This is a genomic window from Streptomyces sp. NPDC058637 (assembly GCF_042717325.1).
Lineage (GTDB): Bacteria > Actinomycetota > Actinomycetes > Streptomycetales > Streptomycetaceae > Streptomyces.
The window spans coordinates 35,971-51,591 of the sequence record NZ_JBHXRD010000019.1 but is presented as its reverse complement, the minus strand read 5'-3'; the positions used below and the strand labels follow the sequence as shown (position 1 = coordinate 51,591).

Sequence of the window (15,621 nt, the reverse complement as noted above, 5' to 3'; positions counted from 1 at the left end):
CCGGGACGAGCGGACGGACGAGGCGTCAGTACCGGTCGTCCGCCCGCTCCCTGATCGGGTATCACCCCATGTGGGGGCCATCTGCTCCCAGCTGTCTCACGAAACGGCGGCCGGGTCGGCCGTCTTGTCGCCGTCGCCTCCCGAACCGTCCTCGTCGCCCATGGCGATCCCGCGCCGCTTGGAGACGTACACCGCGCCGATGATGACGACGAGGGCGAACACGGCCACGGCGGCCCGCACCCCCGCGTTCGCGTCGTCCCCGTAGCTGAACTGCACGACCGCGGGGGCGATGAGCAGCGCCACGAGATTCATCACCTTGAGGAGCGGGTTGATGGCCGGGCCCGCGGTGTCCTTGAACGGATCGCCGACCGTGTCCCCGATGACGGTCGCCGCGTGGGCCTCGCTGCCCTTGCCGCCGTGGTGGCCGTCCTCGACGAGCTTCTTGGCGTTGTCCCACGCGCCACCGGAGTTGGCGAGGAAGACGGCCATGAGGGTGCCCGTGGCGATCGCACCCGCGAGATACGAGCCGAGCGCCCCGACCCCCAGGCTGAACCCGACCGCGATCGGCGCCAGCACCGCGAGCAGTCCGGGCGTGGCCAGTTCACGCAGGGCGTCCTTGGTGCAGATGTCGACGACGCGGCCGTACTCCGGCTTCTCCGTGTAGTCCATGATCCCGGGATGCTCGCGGAACTGCCGCCGCACCTCGTACACCACGGCCCCCGCGGAACGGGAGACCGCGTTGATGGCCAGGCCGGAGAAGAGGAACACGACGGCGGCACCGAGGATCAGACCGACGAGGTTGTTCGGCTGGGAGATGTCCAGGCTCAGCCCCAGTTCCCCCGCCCCGGCCCCCACGTCGTCGACCGCCGTGGCGATGGCGTCGCGGTACGAGCCGAAGAGTGCCGCCGCCGCCAGGACGGCGGTGGCGATCGCGATGCCCTTGGTGATGGCCTTGGTGGTGTTGCCGACGGCGTCCAGGTCGGTGAGGACCTGCGCCCCGGCACCCGTGACGTCGCCCGACATCTCGGCGATGCCCTGGGCGTTGTCCGAGACAGGGCCGAAGGTGTCCATCGCGACGATGACCCCCACGGTGGTGAGGAGGCCGGTCCCCGCCAGGGCAACCGCGAAGAGGGCCAGCATGATCGACGTCCCGCCGAGCAGGAACGCCCCGTAGACGCCCAGACCGATCAGGAGCGCGGTGTAGACGGCCGACTCCAGCCCGATGGAGATGCCGGCGAGGACCACCGTCGCCGGGCCCGTCAGCGAGGACTTCCCGATGTCCCGGACAGGGCGCCGGTTGGTCTCGGTGAAGTAGCCGGTGAGCTGCTGGATCAGGGCGGCGAGCACGATGCCGATGGCCACGGCGACGAGCGCGAAGACACGCGGGTCGCCCCCGTGGGAGGTGATGGCACTGTCGGTGACCCCGTCCAGCTCGGCGTACGAGGAGGGCAGGTAGACGAAGACCGCCACGGCCGTCAGGACGAGCGAGATCACGGCCGACACGAAGAATCCACGGTTGATGGCCGTCATCCCGCTTCGGTCCGCCCGGCGGGGAGCGACGGCGAAGATCCCGATCATCGCGGTGACGACGCCGATCGCCGGAACGATGAGCGGGAAGGCCAGCCCCGAGTCCCCGAAGGCGACCTTGCCCAGGATGAGCGCGGCGACGAGGGTCACCGCGTACGACTCGAAGAGATCGGCCGCCATCCCCGCACAGTCGCCGACGTTGTCCCCCACGTTGTCGGCGATGGTGGCGGCGTTGCGCGGGTCGTCCTCCGGGATGCCCTGCTCCACCTTGCCCACGAGGTCCGCTCCCACGTCGGCGGCCTTGGTGAAGATGCCGCCCCCGACCCTCATGAACATGGCGATCAGCGCTGCGCCCAGCCCGAATCCCTCCAGCACCTCGGGCGCGTCGGCGGCGTAGACGAGGACGACACAGGAGGCACCGAGCAGACCGAGCCCGACGGTGATCATGCCGACCGCGCCACCCGTACGAAAAGCGATCTTCATCGCTTTGTGCGATACGACGGCGAGATCCTTTTCCGGTTCGCCTTCCGCCGGAGTCGCCTCGCGCGCAGCAGCAGCCACACGGACATTGCTGCGCACAGCCAGTCGCATACCGATGTATCCGGTGGCTGCCGAAAAGAGCGCACCCACCAGGAAGAACACCGAACGTCCCGCGCGTTGCGACCAGTTGTCGGCCGGAAGCAGCAGAAGCAGGAAGAACACGATCACGGCGAAGATGCCGACGGTGCGCAACTGGCGGGCCAGATAGGCATTCGCGCCTTCCTGGACGGCTGCCGCGATCTCCTTCATGCGGGCGGTGCCCTCTCCGGCCGCCAGGACCTGGCGTACCAGCAGCTGGGCGACGACCAGCGCGGCAAGGGAGACGACTGCGACGACGACGACGATCAGCCTGTTGCCGTCGGTGAGAACCGCGGCTGCGAGTGGGGTGGGCCGGCCGGAAGGTACGGAAACGTGCGTCAGTTCTGCCAGTGGGGTGTTGAAGAACTCCGCCATACGTCCTCCTTGACGCTCAGCGCTCAAGACGTGGACGGATTGTAGGGAGCGGAGCCCGATCAAAACAGTGGGTGGTCAATGAAATGGGCTTTCGTCCATCCAATGACAAATGATCTCACCGGCATTGCACCCGAATACAGTAATGGGGCAGAGGCATGGCGCGTATGGAAAGCCACAGGAAATTGATCACATACACATGAAAAAGGCCCTGCTCAGCAGGGCCGAAAACTGATCACACGCACCGGCGCGTCCGTGGCGGAACCGCTCCCCGCGGACCTGCCGCCGCCCGCGGGGAGCGGCACGCCTCAGGGCACGACAACTGCCGGGGCGGTCGGCCAGGTCATCCGAATGACTCCGCCGTCCACACCCGACCGGACCTCCACGTCGTCGACGAGGCCGCTGATGACCGCGAGGCCCATCTCGTCCTCGCTGTCCGCGTCGGTGTCCGGTTCGTCCGGCCTCGCACGCACGCCGCCGGAGGCTCCTGACAGCGAAGGATCGCTTCCCGGGCCGGGGACTCCGTCGCCGACCTCGATGGAGAACGCCTTCTCCTCCTCGGTGAGCACGACCGTGACCGGAGCGGTGATGTCATGGCTGCGATGCAGACCTACCGCACGGCTGCACGCCTCGCCGACGGCGAGTCTCACCTCGTCGAGCACCGCCTCGTCGACGCCGGCCCGGCGAGCCACGGCGGCTGCCACGAGGCGGGCCGTCCTGACGTGTTCGGGCTGAGCGCTGAAGCGGAGTTCAACGGTTGGCATGCCATCCCCCTCGAACGTACGGGCGTGCGTCTCAGGGGCCCGGGCGTGACGCCCGGTACCCCTGCTCTCCATGCTCCTCCGGAACCGACGAAGCCGGCAGCCGACCCATGGGTCGGCCACCTGCCCGCAGCGGCCCGCCTGCTGCCGCCTGTCGGCCTGTCGCTGCCTGCCGCCCGAGGACGGCAAGCCTGGTCCGACGACTCAGTCGGTGGCCGCGACAGCCTCGTCGACCGTGGTGTGAATGGGAAACACCTTGGTCAGACCTGTGATCCGGAAGATCTTGAGAATGCGCTCCTGGTTGCACACCAGGCGCAGCGAGCCCTCATGGGCCCGGACACGCTTCAAGCCACCCACGAGCACGCCGAGGCCGGTGGAGTCGAGGAAGTCGACACCTTCCATGTCGACAACCAGGTGGTAGCTGCCGTCATTCACCAACTCGACCAACTGCTCGCGCAGCTTGGGCGCGGTATACACATCAATCTCGCCACCGACCTCGACGACCGTACGGTCGCCACCAGGGCCGGACACATTGCGAGTCGACAGGGACAGGTCCACGGATCCTCCAGCACCTTGCTATCGAGCGGTCGCCCCTCGGTCTCCCCGACGGAGGCCAGGGGACGGATCGCCAGCCGCGATGGCATTCAATCACTTACCAGCAGCCATGCACGACGCCTTGGGACCATTGTCCGTCATGCCGGTGACACACTCGGTGCCGATGGCCAAGAATCACCGCCCCAGTCGACCGCCCGGGAACGCGGGCCCGCGCCCCTCTCCCGCCACGGTCCTCGACCGGCTCGCCGCAGGGGCGGGCCGGTCCGCGCGCATCACTCATACGGAGCACCTGCCCCCGCGAGCGGGAACCCATGCCATCTGGCCTGATCGCATCCGACCGGAAGTGATCTCGGCGATCGGCCGGGCCGGGATCGACCATCCGTGGGAACATCAGGCCACGGCCGCCGAGTACGCCCTGGACGGTGAGTCCGTCGTCATCGCCACCGGAACGGCGTCCGGCAAGTCGCTCGCCTACCTGGCCCCGGTCCTGAGCGCTCTCCTCGACGGCTCGCAGGCACCGAACGGGCGCGGCGCGACCGCCCTGTACCTCGCCCCGACCAAGGCCCTCGCCGCCGACCAGCGGCGCTCCGTGAAGGAGCTGTCCGCCCCCCTGGGAACCGCGGTGCGGCCTGCGGTCTACGACGGCGACACGCCGGTCGAAGAGCGCGAATGGGTACGCCAGTACGCCAACTACGTCCTGACGAACCCCGACATGCTGCACCGGGGGATACTCCCGTCCCACCCCCGCTGGGCCTCCTTCCTGCGCGCCCTGCGCTTCGTCGTCATCGACGAGTGCCACACCTACCGGGGCGTCTTCGGCTCCCACGTCGCCCAGGTGCTGCGCCGCCTGCGCCGCCTGTGCGCGCGTTACGGCTCCGATCCGGTGTTCCTCCTCGCCTCGGCCACCGCGGCACAGCCGTCGGTCGCCGCGGGCCGTCTCACGGGCCTGCCCGTCAAGGAGGTCTCCGACGACGCCTCGCCCCGCGGCGAGATGGTGTTCGCCCTCTGGGAACCGCCACTGACCGATCTGCACGGCGAGAAGGGCGCTCCGGTGCGCCGTACCGCCACGGCCGAGACCGCCGACCTCCTGACCGACCTGACCCTCCAGGGCGTCCGCTCGGTCGCCTTCGTGCGCTCCCGGCGCGGCGCGGAGCTCATCTCCGTCATCGCCAAGGAGCGGCTCGCCGAGGTGGACCGTTCCCTGCCCGCACGGGTCGCCGCCTACCGTGGCGGATACCTGCCCGAGGAACGCCGGGCCCTGGAACGCGCGCTGCACTCCGGCGAACTGCTCGGGCTGGCCGCGACCACCGCCCTGGAACTCGGCATCGACGTGTCGGGCCTGGATGCCGTCGTCATCTCCGGCTACCCGGGCACCCGGGCGTCGCTGTGGCAGCAGGCGGGCCGCGCCGGACGCGCCGGACAGGGCGCGCTGGCGATCCTGGTGGCCCGCGACGACCCGCTGGACACCTTTCTCGTCCACCATCCCGAGGCGCTCTTCCAGCAGCCCGTGGAGTCGACCGTCCTGGACCCGGACAACCCGTACGTCCTCGCCCCGCACCTGTGCGCCGCGGCGGCGGAACTCCCGCTCACCGAAGCCGACATCGCTCTCTTCGGCCCCGCGGTGCCCGATCTGCTGCCGCAGCTCGAAGCCGCGAAGCTGCTGCGCAAGCGGGCGACGGGCTGGCACTGGACTCGCCGCGAACGGGCCGCCGACCTGACGGACATCCGTGGCGGGGGAGGCCGTCCGGTCCAGATCGTCGAGGAGGGCACCGGCCGGCTGCTGGGCACGGTCGACGAGTCGGCGGCGCACACCGCCGTGCACGAGGGCGCGGTCCACCTCCACCAGGGCCGCACGTACCTGGTCCGGAAGCTGGACCTGGAGGACTCGGTCGCCCTCGTGGAGGAAGCCGTACCGCCGTACTCGACCAACGCTCGCGACACCACCGCCATCACCGTGCTGGAGACCGACACCGAGATCCCGTGGGGTGACGGGCGGCTCTGCTTCGGTTCCGTCGAGGTCACCAACCAGGTCGTCTCCTTCCTGCGTCGCAAGCTGATCACCGGAGAGGTCCTGGGCGAGACCAAGCTGGACCTGCCGCCCCGCACCCTGCGCACCCGCGCCGTGTGGTGGACGGTCACCGAGGACCAGTTGGATGCCGCCCGGATCAATCCCGAGATCCTCGGCGGCGCCTTGCACGCCGCCGAACACGCGTCGATCGGGATGCTGCCCCTCTTCGCCACCTGCGACCGCTGGGACATCGGCGGGGTGTCCGTGCCCCTGCACCCGGACACCCTGCTCCCGACGGTCTTCGTCTACGACGGACACCCCGGCGGCGCCGGATTCGCCGAACGGGCGTTCCACACGGCCCGTACGTGGCTGACGGCGACCCTCCAGGCCATCGCGTCCTGCGAGTGCGAGGCGGGCTGCCCGTCCTGCATCCAGTCCCCCAAATGCGGTAACGGCAACGAACCGCTGCACAAGCGGGGCGCGGTACGCCTCCTGACCGAACTCCTCAGAACCGCAACGCCGGACCCCGAGGAGAACCCGCTGCCAAAGGACCCAGGAACCTAGACACAAGCCTTGGCACGTCCACCACCCCGGCCGACCGCCTCACCGCCTCACCGCCTCACCGCCTCACCGCCTCACCGCCTCACCGCCTCACCGCCTCACCGCCTCACCGCCTCACCGAGTAGGGTTGCCCGGCCCTGACGTGAACCGATACGGGATGTATGCGTGTGCCTTGGCACCTCCACCCCCGGCGGTTCAGCCGCTGCCTCCCGGCCCGTCGGCGTCACCGTGCTCGGTGGTGATGTCGCTGCCGCCGGGGCCGTTGGTGCCCGCTTCCCCGTGGGCACTGTCACCGACCGCCCACCTGGTGGCGATGCCGTTGCCGCTCCGGACGTTCCGGCGGTCGGAGGGCCGGCCCTCGACCTGACCTCCGGTCGGTAGGGACCGAAGCGCACGCGGACCGTCACATCGGCGATCTCGCCCTGGAGAACGCATCGGATCACCTCCGCCTCCTGTTCCCCGGCCACCTCCTTCGCTGCCTCGCAGGCGGCCACCTCCCCTCGCAGTGCCCGATCGGCGGCTGCCAGAGCGGCCAGGTCCGCGGCCCCGCCGGCTTCGTGCCGGGCCGCCACGGCCTGTCCCAGCGCGAGCACCGTGGCGAACACCGCGCACAGTGTCAGCGTCGTCATGGCCACCCACACCGTCGCCAGACCGCGATCCCCGGTCGGCGATCTCTTCCGCACAGCTCTCACGGCTCCGCCCCCACCGTGTCCTCGGCCAGTGCGACCGCCTCCGCGTTGAGCGTCAGAGCAAGCCGGTCCGGACCGGGCGTAGGTGACTCGACCCTGACGCGCCACAACTCCCCCGTGCGCGACAGGTCGACCCGGGCTCCATCCGGTGCCGCCTCCAGCGCCGCGGACAGCACTGCGGCCTCCGGTTCCGATCGGGCAGCCGCTCGTGCTCCGGCCCGGGCGGCGTCCACGCAACGGATCTGGTCCGCTGCCGCTACCAGCGCCCAGACAAGGGCCAGGGCGAAAGCCACCAGCACCGGAACGGCCATAGCGGCCTCAGCCGTCACAGCACCTCTGTCACCGGACATGGCCGACGGCCGGACCGGCGCCCTGGGCCCGGCTCCGGCACCCGCGCCGGCGAGAGTTCGGGACCGAGCCCGGGTTCCCGCCCTCGCTTCAGAACTTCGCATCGAGCGCGTCCTTGACCAGCGACTGCAGTGCCGACTGCACCGCCCCGCTCGTCACCACCTTGTAGAGCACCGCCGCGAACGCACATGCGGCGATGGTCCCCACCGCGTACTCGGACGTCGTCATGCCCCGGTCCGCTCTGACGGACCTCACAAGCCTGTCGTACCTGTCCCCCCAGGTGCGGCGCATCGCGCACATCACCTGTCCCATGACGTTCTTTCCCATCTCGGCCCCGTTCGGTTCGGATTTCGGATTCAGATTCGGATTGCGAGGTTCGCGGATTCTCGGTTCGGACATTCGGATCGCGGTGGGCGTGCTGGGCATCCGGAAGAAGGCACCCGCGGATCCCTGTCACTCGGTGTGCAGCAGCCCTGACGCCAGCCCGATGACCACCGGTGCCACTCCCACCGCCAGAAAGGCGGGCAGGAAGCAGAGTCCGACGGGCGCTGTGATCAACACGCCTGCTCGCTGGGCACGCGCCACAGCCGCGCTCGCCCGCTCGGCACGTATCTCGTCGGCCAGTCCGGAGACCGGTCCCGCCGCCGGAGCGCCCGTCGAGCCGACCCGTTCCAGGCAACGGGCCAGCGGACCCGCGCCCGGTATCTCCGCGAACCGCCCCCACGCGTCGGCCGGTTCGCCGCCGAGCCGGATCTCCGCGGCCGTGCGGGCCAGCCGGTCACCGACCGGCCCACCCATGGATTCACCGACGGCCTCGGCCGCCTCCCAGGGGCCGGCGCCTGCCGAGAGGCAAGCCGCCAGCAGATCCGCGGCCAGCGGCAACTGCCGGGCTGCCCACGCGGCGTCTGCCCCCTGCGCGGCACCCCCACGCCGCCGCCCGGACCTCTGCCATCGCCGAACTCCGTAGGCGGCCGCCAGACCGACCCCGCACCCGGCCGCACCTCCGACAAGGATCCAGCCGGCCACACAGGCACCAAGAGGTGCCGCCCATCGCGGGGCGCGGTCCAGGCCTCCAGTCCGCAGACGCCGCCAGCCGATCCCCGGGTCGCCGGAGCAGGTCCCGGACAACCTCGCCCCGCGCCCACGGGTCGCACGCTCTCGCCGTAGTCCGGCCAGGGCGAGGGCCAGGTACGCGGCCACACCCAGCACCGCGCCCACGACACCCATCCCGTACCCCTCGCCGGGGAGACCGTTCATTCCGCCTCCCCGGCCCGCACGATCCGTGCCGCCCAGAACAGTCCAGCAGCCTCCAGCAGGCCGCCCGTCACCAGGCAGGCCAGCCCTCCCGGACTGTGCAGCAACACTCTCAGCGGGTCCGCGCCGAGCGCTGCTCCGAGCCCCAGCCCCACCACCGGCAGCAATGCCAGCACCACGACCGTCGACCACGCACCCGCCAACTGCGCCCGCAGCTCCTCCCGCCGGCGCCGCTCAGCACGCTGTGCGCTCTCCAGGCGAGTGAGACCCGCCGCGAGCCCGGCTCCGCCGTCCACCGCCACCCGCCAACAGGCCGCCACCCCGGCGAGCCCTTCGAGGCCGGGTCCCGTCGCCACCTGCCTGAGTGCGCCGGGCACGTCACCGCCGAACCGCGCGGCCGCCACCACAGCGGACTCGGAGACACCCAGAGATCCCGTACGACGCCAAGCGACGGCCAGGGCCTGACCCGGCTCATGCCCCGCCCTCAGCTCACCCACCACGGCCCCGCAAAGTGCCGTAACCGCGTCGGCCGCCCGTTCGCGCTCGCTCCGCAGCGCCCGCCGACGCATCCAGCGACGCGTCAGGGGCACCGCCACGGCCCCCGCGAGCAGAGGCAGCACCGATTCACCCAACACGGCGAGAAGTGCCGCCACAGGGGCACACAGCCATTCGCGCCGCCGTTCCAGGAAGGTTTGCACCGTGGCCCATCCCGCCCCCGGCCCCCACAGGTCCGCGCTCGCTCCCGCGAACAACGTCTTCGCTCGCCGCACGCCGGGGTTCCGAACCACAGCCAGTGCGCCAGCCAGTCCCGCGCACACCGCCATCACCAGAGACAGCGCCCACCTCAAGGCGTCAGCCCCCGCCACTGTCACCGCGCCTCTCCGATCAGCGACCCCAACCGCTCCCAGCCCCGCTCCGGGACGAACCCCTCAGCACCCCACCGCAACGCGGGCACCGTCACCACAAGGCCCGCCGCATCGCGTTCGAGCACATGCACTTCGGCCAGACGGCGTCGCCCTCCCCGATCCCGCACGAGGTGAACCACCACGGACAGGGCGGCCGCCAACTGGCTGTGCAGTGCGGCCCGGTCGAGACCCGCCGCCGTCCCCAGCGCCTCCAGGCGGGCCGGTACGTGCTCCGCCGCGTTGGCGTGCACCGTGCCGCAGCCCCCTTCATGTCCCGTGTTCAGCGCGGCCAGCAGCTCCGTCACCTCGGCACCCCGCACCTCCCCCACCACCAGCCGGTCGGGCCGCATACGCAATGCCTGACGCACCAGGTCCCGGAGAGTCACCCTGCCCGCCCCCTCCTGGTTGGCGGGACGGGACTCCAGGCGCACCACATGCGGGTGGTCCGGGCGCAGTTCCGCAGAATCCTCGGCGAGCACGATGCGCTCCCGCTCGCCGACGGCACTCAGCAGGCTCGACAGCAGGGTCGTCTTCCCTGCGCCGGTCCCCCCGCTGATCAGATAGGAGACCCGGGCCTCGACCAGCGCTCTCAGGAAGTGGTCCCCTCCGGGAGGGACCGTCCCGGCCTCGACGAGCTCCGCCAGCGTGAAGGCCCGGGGGCGCACCACACGCAGCGACAGACAGGTCGTGCCGACGGATACCGGAGGAAGGACGGCGTGCATCCGTGTCCCGTCCGGCAGTCGTGCGTCCACCCAGGGCCGGGCATCGTCCAGCCGTCTCCCTGCCACCGCGGCGAGCCGCTGGGCCAGCCTGCGGACCGCCGCCGCATCCCGGAAGGTGACCCGGGTCAGTTCGAGTCCGGCTCCGCGATCCACCCAGACCCGGTCGGGCGCGGACACCAGCACGTCGGTCACAGCAGGGTCGGCCAGCAATCGCTCCAGCACCCCGGTCCCGACCAGCTCCCCACGCAATTCCTCGGCCGCGCCGAGCACTTCCGCGTCTCCGAGCAGGCGGCCCTGTGCCCTGAGAGCGGCCGCCACTCCGGCGGGAGTGGGTGCGGCACCGCTGCGGGCCAGCCGCTGCCGCACGGCATCGAGCAGGGCCTCGGTCATGGCATGCCTCCACCGGGGCGCCCTGCCGCCATTGCCGGCGCTCCGGCCGAGGAGTCCGCCCGATCCCAGAAGGCCCCACAGAAACGGGCAAGCGGGCTTCGGGAATTGCCGCCGGGGGGCAAGCCTCTGTCCTGGGCCGCCGAAAGTCCCGATTCCAGGGGGAGATCGCCGACGAGGGGAAGCCCCAGCGCCTGCGCCACCCATTGCTCGTCCAGCCCGGCCGTGTAGGGCCCGCGCGCGACGACCCTCAGATCCTCCAGGACCGCGCCGACGGCCGCTGCCACGCGTTTGGCCGCCGCCACCGCCCTCAGCTCCCCCGGCACGACCAGCAGCCCTACGTCCAGTTGTGCCAGCGCCTCGGCCACGCTTTCGTCGACCCGACGCGGCAGGTCCACGACGACCACTCCGCCAAGCCTCCGAGCAGCCGCGAGAACCGCCTGCATGGCCGGCGGAGGGACGATCACATCGTTGTCCCGTCCCCAGCTGAGCACGCGCAATCCGTGCAGTGCGGGCAGGGACTCTTCCAGGGCGCTACCGCCCACCCTCCCTCTGGAACGGGCGAAATCCGGCCATCGCATTCCTTCGGATTCCTCACCACCCAGCAGCACGTCGATCCCGCCGCCCAGCGGATCGCCGTCGACCAACAGGGTCCGCCGGCCGGACCTGGCCGCCGTCACGGCAAGCGCACAGGCCAGCGTGGACGCGCCGGAGCCACCGCGCCCTCCCATCACCCCGACGGTGAGCGCGGGACGCCCGACACCTTCCGCGGCATTGGCGATCTGATCGACGAGCCAGCCCTCGGACTCGGGCAGCCGGAGCACGTACTCGGCCCCGATCTCCACCGCCCGGCGCCAGACTTGAGGGTCGTCCTGGTCCCGGCCGACCAGCATCACCCCGCGCCTGCGTGCGGCACCTCGGCACCTCGATGCGGCGTCGTCGCCCACCAGGACCATCGGGGCCCGTTCCCATCCGCTTCTCTGGGCCGGTGGTCCGTGATGTACCTCGGGCACCGTCCCTGCCGCCGCGCACAGCCTCAGCAGATCGTCCAGCAAAAGCACGTCCTCGGTCACGATCAACGGTCCGCCCCGCGGCCCTTCGCCGATCGACAGACCTTCCCGTGCGATGGATCCAGCCATGACCCCGCTCCTTCCCACTGCCCCTTCAGTGCGGTTCGCGGCGGTCTCGGGCCTAACCGAGATGCGCGATTCCGGAACCTGCGGACTTCGCAGGTGGAATCAACATGCAGCGCATCGGAAAAACATGTGGATCTTGCTCAGAATCTGTGGACAACTTCAGCATTGTGAATATCCCGGTAGCTCGTACAGGCGACATTCGGAGCGCAGCCCTTCCGCTACACACCGTGACGAGTCATGCTCGGATGAGTCCACGGCAGAACCGGTCGGCACGATCGAGAGAGAAAGGGGCCCCTGGATCCCGGAGGGAAGAACCGCGTCCGGACATGCGACGACCCCCGCCGGGGGGGAGAGCGGGGGTCGTCCCCACGGCCGACTCGGGGGGGGAGGAGTCGGACCGGGTTAACACGGTCGCGAACGATCCGTGACTTCCATGGTGTACCCGAGCGTCTCCTCAGGCAAACCCACCCGCCGGGGTTTACGCCGAATGGTGGGCCCCTATGCTCACCTTTGTGGAAAACTGCTTCTCGCCGCGTACAGCAGCCTTCTTTGACCTGGACAAGACGGTCATTGCGAAGTCTTCGACACTGACCTTCAGCAAGTCCTTCTACCAAGGCGGGCTGATCAACCGCCGTGCCGTGCTGCGCACCGCGTACACACAGTTCGTGTTCCTCGCCGGGGGCGCCGATCATGACCAGATGGAGCGGATGCGCGAATATCTCTCCGCGCTCTGCAAGGGATGGAACGTCCAGCAGGTCAAGGAGCTCGTCGCCGAGACGCTGCACGATCTGATCGATCCGATCATTTACGACGAGGCCGCGACCCTTATCGAGGAGCATCACACCGCCGGGCGTGATGTCGTCATCGTGTCGACCTCGGGCGCCGAAGTCGTTGAGCCGATCGGAGAGCTGCTCGGCGCCGACCGGGTCGTCGCGACACGGATGGTCGTCGGCGACGACGGCTGCTTCACCGGCGAGATCGAGTACTACGCCTACGGGCCCACCAAGGCCGAGGCCGTGAGGGCTCTTGCCGTGTCGGAGGGGTACGACCTTTCGCGCTGCTACGCCTACAGCGATTCCGCCACCGACGTACCGATGCTGGAGTCCGTCGGTCATCCGCATGCGGTCAACCCGGACCGAGCGCTCAGGCGCGAGGCCACTCTCCGGGAATGGCCGATTCTCGTCTTCGACCGTCCGGTCCGCCTCAAGCAGCGCCTGCCCGCGTTCTCCATGCCTCCGCGCCCGGCCCTCGTGGCCGCCGCGGCAGTGGGTGCGGCGGCCCTGACAGCCGGACTCGTCTGGTATGCCAACCGTCGCCGCGCTGCCGCACTCACCGCCTGACTCCTCGGGCACGGCCTGCCCGCCAGGGCCCCCACCGTCAGAGCTGCACAGCTGCAGCCGAACCCGCCCCAGCGGCATCCGATTCATGCCTATTTGAAACCAAAAGTAAAGAAGTGCGGCCAGGGCTTCCGCTACCAACGGTCCTGGAGTACAAAGGATTCAACGGCCCGCGAGACCAAGGACATCCGAGAGGATCACCTTCACACGCACAGACGGCCCCACGGACCGCGCATGAAAGCCGAGCACCCACGCGACGTCGACCCGTCGATTACGGGCCAGCCACACCAGGTGACGGGCAAAGAACCCGACCTGATGGGCATACATCGAGGACGCTTGGTAACTGGGCGGACATGCCAGCGGCGGTACCGGATCCGGTACCGCCGCACCCCTTTCCGGCACTGTGACGAGTCCTGCCGCCCCGCCGCTCCCGCCTAGGCCGCGCCGCGCTGCAGCGCCTCGCAGACCGCCGTCGACTCCCTGACACCGAGTTCCACCGAACGCCCGCAATGCGCGATCCAGGCCGCCACGCCTTCGGGCTTCCCGGAGAGGTAGCCTTCGAAAGCCTCGACGTAGGCCGCTCGCCCCTGCTCAGCGTGTCCCACCTCGGCGGGGCAGATCGACTTCGGGTCGAGACCGCTGCCGATCAGCACGATGCGCTCGGCGGTTCGGGCGATTAGACCGTTGTGCGATCCGAAGGGCCGCAGAGCCAGCAGTTCACCGTGCACGACCGCGGCCGTCACCAACGCGGGCGCCGCACTCCCGGCGATGATCAGCTGCGACAGTCCCTCAAGCCTCCCCGCAACCTCGTCGGAATCCGGAAGCAGCGCCTCGACCAACGGCTCGTCGACCGGTTCACCCGCCAGTCGGGGACGGCCGACGGCATCGTCAGGGGTCGCCCCGCCGGCCGCCACCAGATGCAGCCGGGCCAGGACCCGCAGCGGGGACTGCCGCCAGATGGAGAGGAGTTGACCCGCCTCCGCCGTCAGCCTCAAGGCCGCCCCGACGATGCGCGCCTCGTCCTCGCCGCTGAAGTCGGTACGTCGGCGCACCTCCTCGAGATTCCAGTCCGCGCCCGAGAGCGCCGCCGAACCGCGGGCACCGCGCAGGGCCGCCTCCGCGGTGACCTCATTGCTGCGCCGCCGCATGACCCGGTGGCCGTAGACCCGGTCCACGGCCGTGCGCACGGAGTCCACCGCGTCGGTCACCCCCGGCAGTGCGCCCAGGGTGGAAAGCGGGTCCGAGGAAGTCGTACTCATAGGTAGGGAGGCTACGCGCACCCCGCCCGGATGCCCCCCAGGAGTGGTCTTCTTCACGAAGCGTGACAGCACTGAGCGATGACACCGCTACCCTAGGTGAACATGAAGATCGCTTTCGTAGGGAAGGGCGGCAGCGGCAAGACAACGCTGTCCTCGCTCTTCATCCGCCACCTCGCCGCCAATGAAGCCCATGTCGTCGCGGTGGACGCCGACATCAACCAGCATCTCGGGTCCGCTCTCGGCCTCGACGAAAAGGAAGCCGCCGCTCTGCCTGCCATGGGCGCCCGGCTGCCCCTCATCAAGGACTACCTGCGCGGCACCAACCCCCGCATCACATCCACCGAGACGATGATCAAGACGACGCCTCCGGGCGAGGGCTCACGGCTGCTGCGCGTCCGCGAGGACAATCCGGTCTATGACGCCTGCGCGCGCACGGTGCGCCTGGATGACGGGGACATCCGGCTGATGGTCACGGGCCCGTTCACCGAGTCCGATCTGGGGGTGGCCTGCTACCACTCCAAGGTCGGGGCGGTGGAGCTGTGCCTCAACCACCTCGTGGACGGCCCGGACGACTACGTCGTGGTGGACATGACGGCGGGATCGGACTCGTTCGCGTCAGGAATGTTCACCCGGTTCGACATGACGTTCCTGGTCGCCGAGCCGACCCGGAAGGGCGTCTCCGTCTACCGCCAGTACAAGGAGTACGCGCGGGACTTCGGCGTCGCCCTGAGAGTGGTCGGCAACAAGATTCAGGGGCGGGACGACCTCGACTTCCTGCGCGCGGAGGTCGGCGACGACCTGCTGGTCGGAGTCGGCCAGTCGGACTGGGTCCGCACCATGGAAAAGGGCAGGCCGGCCCCGTTCGAGCTGCTGGAGGCCGACAACCGGATGGCCCTGCAGGCTCTGCAGGACGCCGCGGAGGACTCCTACCAGCACCGCGACTGGGAGCGCTACACGCGACAGATGGTCCATTTCCATCTGAAGAACGCGGAGAGCTGGGGCAACGAGAAAACGGGCGCCGACCTGGCTGCCCAGGTCGACCCCGCCTTCGTGCTGAATGAGCACTGCGTCGACACCGACACCGGCGCCGCCCAGCCGGCCTGACCGGACGGCTCGTTCATGACCAGCCGGTACGCCCCTAGGCCGGTGCCGGGCCGCACCTCCGAAGCCGGACGGTGGTGC

The 15,621-nt window shown here is 70.0% G+C and carries 14 protein-coding genes; 3 read left to right on the top strand and 11 right to left on the bottom strand.

Features of this window, described 5'->3' with window-relative positions; genetic code table 11:
• Positions 1 to 96: 96 nt before the first annotated feature.
• The 3 genes from ACFWVP_RS20410 to ACFWVP_RS20400 all read right to left on the bottom strand — a co-directional run bounded on the left by ACFWVP_RS20410 (position 97) and on the right by ACFWVP_RS20400 (position 3,836).
• Complete coding sequence (locus ACFWVP_RS20410; RefSeq protein WP_384498461.1) at positions 97 to 2,520, bottom strand: sodium-translocating pyrophosphatase; 2,424 nt, start codon at positions 2,518 to 2,520, stop codon at positions 97 to 99.
• A 305-nt stretch (positions 2,521 to 2,825) separates the two neighbouring features.
• A complete protein-coding gene (locus ACFWVP_RS20405) occupies positions 2,826 to 3,281 on the bottom strand; it encodes an ATP-binding protein (RefSeq protein ID WP_384498459.1) in 456 nt (151 codons plus the stop codon).
• Between the two features lie 201 nt (positions 3,282 to 3,482).
• On the bottom strand, positions 3,483 to 3,836 hold the full coding sequence (locus tag ACFWVP_RS20400) for an STAS domain-containing protein (protein ID WP_003967428.1): 354 nt from the start codon (positions 3,834 to 3,836) through the stop codon (positions 3,483 to 3,485).
• 79 nt (positions 3,837 to 3,915) lie between these two features.
• Here ACFWVP_RS20400 and ACFWVP_RS20395 point away from each other — a divergent pair, with 79 nt between their 5' ends.
• The gene (locus ACFWVP_RS20395; protein ID WP_384498457.1) at positions 3,916 to 6,405 is read left to right on the top strand and encodes a DEAD/DEAH box helicase; all 2,490 of its coding nucleotides are present in this window, start codon (positions 3,916 to 3,918) and stop codon (positions 6,403 to 6,405) included.
• A gap of 95 nt (positions 6,406 to 6,500) precedes the next feature.
• Here ACFWVP_RS20395 and ACFWVP_RS20390 read toward each other — a convergent pair whose 3' ends face one another.
• From ACFWVP_RS20390 to ssd, 7 genes are all read right to left on the bottom strand, one after another.
• Positions 6,501 to 7,031 carry an Rv3654c family TadE-like protein gene (locus ACFWVP_RS20390; RefSeq protein ID WP_384498455.1) on the bottom strand — a complete coding sequence of 177 codons (531 nt, stop codon included), beginning with the start codon at positions 7,029 to 7,031 and terminating at the stop codon, positions 6,501 to 6,503.
• Positions 7,032 to 7,090: 59 nt separating this feature from the next.
• Positions 7,091 to 7,543 (bottom strand): TadE family type IV pilus minor pilin, encoded by a 453-nt coding sequence (locus ACFWVP_RS20385; protein WP_384498453.1) that lies wholly within the window; start codon positions 7,541 to 7,543, stop codon positions 7,091 to 7,093.
• On the bottom strand, positions 7,530 to 7,730 hold the full coding sequence (locus ACFWVP_RS20380; protein ID WP_384498605.1) for a DUF4244 domain-containing protein: 201 nt from the start codon (positions 7,728 to 7,730) through the stop codon (positions 7,530 to 7,532). The genes ACFWVP_RS20385 and ACFWVP_RS20380 overlap by 14 nt, the downstream gene beginning before the upstream one ends.
• A 162-nt stretch (positions 7,731 to 7,892) precedes the next feature.
• Positions 7,893 to 8,696: a type II secretion system F family protein gene (locus ACFWVP_RS20375; RefSeq protein WP_384498451.1), complete on the bottom strand. Its 804-nt coding sequence runs from the start codon at positions 8,694 to 8,696 to the stop codon at positions 7,893 to 7,895.
• The gene (locus tag ACFWVP_RS20370; protein ID WP_384498604.1) at positions 8,693 to 9,517 is read right to left on the bottom strand and encodes a type II secretion system F family protein; all 825 of its coding nucleotides are present in this window, start codon (positions 9,515 to 9,517) and stop codon (positions 8,693 to 8,695) included. Before ACFWVP_RS20370 ends, ACFWVP_RS20375 begins: the two co-directional genes overlap by 4 nt.
• Before the next feature lie 44 nt (positions 9,518 to 9,561).
• The gene (locus tag ACFWVP_RS20365) at positions 9,562 to 10,710 is read right to left on the bottom strand and encodes a TadA family conjugal transfer-associated ATPase (protein ID WP_384498449.1); all 1,149 of its coding nucleotides are present in this window, start codon (positions 10,708 to 10,710) and stop codon (positions 9,562 to 9,564) included.
• Positions 10,707 to 11,846 (bottom strand): septum site-determining protein Ssd, encoded by a 1,140-nt coding sequence (gene ssd, locus ACFWVP_RS20360; RefSeq protein ID WP_384498447.1) that lies wholly within the window; start codon positions 11,844 to 11,846, stop codon positions 10,707 to 10,709. The genes ACFWVP_RS20365 and ssd overlap by 4 nt, the downstream gene beginning before the upstream one ends.
• 497 nt (positions 11,847 to 12,343) lie before the next feature.
• On the opposite strand from ssd, the gene ACFWVP_RS20355 reads away from it, so the two are divergent.
• Positions 12,344 to 13,183 (top strand): HAD family hydrolase, encoded by an 840-nt coding sequence (locus ACFWVP_RS20355; RefSeq protein WP_384498445.1) that lies wholly within the window; start codon positions 12,344 to 12,346, stop codon positions 13,181 to 13,183.
• A gap of 431 nt (positions 13,184 to 13,614) precedes the next feature.
• On the opposite strand, the gene ACFWVP_RS20350 is transcribed toward ACFWVP_RS20355, so the two are convergent.
• Positions 13,615 to 14,439: an oxidoreductase gene (locus ACFWVP_RS20350; protein WP_384498443.1), complete on the bottom strand. Its 825-nt coding sequence runs from the start codon at positions 14,437 to 14,439 to the stop codon at positions 13,615 to 13,617.
• Between the two features lie 102 nt (positions 14,440 to 14,541).
• Here ACFWVP_RS20350 and ACFWVP_RS20345 point away from each other — a divergent pair, with 102 nt between their 5' ends.
• The gene (locus ACFWVP_RS20345) at positions 14,542 to 15,543 is read left to right on the top strand and encodes an ATP-binding protein (RefSeq protein WP_384498441.1); all 1,002 of its coding nucleotides are present in this window, start codon (positions 14,542 to 14,544) and stop codon (positions 15,541 to 15,543) included.
• The last annotated feature ends 78 nt before the right edge of the window (positions 15,544 to 15,621 follow it).

What these genes read in the sequence shown, in the direction of transcription:
- ACFWVP_RS20410 (WP_384498461.1), bottom strand. Translation starts at nt 2,520, where the DNA reads ATGGCGGAGTTCTTCAACACCCCACTGGCAGAACTGACGCACGTTTCC.
- ACFWVP_RS20405 (WP_384498459.1), bottom strand. Translation starts at nt 3,281, where the DNA reads ATGCCAACCGTTGAACTCCGCTTCAGCGCTCAGCCCGAACACGTCAGG.
- ACFWVP_RS20395 (WP_384498457.1), top strand. Translation starts at nt 3,916, where the DNA reads ATGGCATTCAATCACTTACCAGCAGCCATGCACGACGCCTTGGGACCA.
- ACFWVP_RS20390 (WP_384498455.1), bottom strand. Translation starts at nt 7,031, where the DNA reads ATGACGACGCTGACACTGTGCGCGGTGTTCGCCACGGTGCTCGCGCTG.
- ACFWVP_RS20385 (WP_384498453.1), bottom strand. Translation starts at nt 7,543, where the DNA reads ATGCGAAGTTCTGAAGCGAGGGCGGGAACCCGGGCTCGGTCCCGAACT.
- ACFWVP_RS20380 (WP_384498605.1), bottom strand. Translation starts at nt 7,730, where the DNA reads ATGCGCCGCACCTGGGGGGACAGGTACGACAGGCTTGTGAGGTCCGTC.
- ACFWVP_RS20375 (WP_384498451.1), bottom strand. Translation starts at nt 8,696, where the DNA reads ATGAACGGTCTCCCCGGCGAGGGGTACGGGATGGGTGTCGTGGGCGCG.
- ACFWVP_RS20370 (WP_384498604.1), bottom strand. Translation starts at nt 9,517, where the DNA reads ATGGCGGTGTGCGCGGGACTGGCTGGCGCACTGGCTGTGGTTCGGAAC.
- ACFWVP_RS20365 (WP_384498449.1), bottom strand. Translation starts at nt 10,710, where the DNA reads ATGACCGAGGCCCTGCTCGATGCCGTGCGGCAGCGGCTGGCCCGCAGC.
- ssd (WP_384498447.1), bottom strand. Translation starts at nt 11,846, where the DNA reads ATGGCTGGATCCATCGCACGGGAAGGTCTGTCGATCGGCGAAGGGCCG.
- ACFWVP_RS20355 (WP_384498445.1), top strand. Translation starts at nt 12,344, where the DNA reads ATGCTCACCTTTGTGGAAAACTGCTTCTCGCCGCGTACAGCAGCCTTC.
- ACFWVP_RS20350 (WP_384498443.1), bottom strand. Translation starts at nt 14,439, where the DNA reads ATGAGTACGACTTCCTCGGACCCGCTTTCCACCCTGGGCGCACTGCCG.
- ACFWVP_RS20345 (WP_384498441.1), top strand. Translation starts at nt 14,542, where the DNA reads ATGAAGATCGCTTTCGTAGGGAAGGGCGGCAGCGGCAAGACAACGCTG.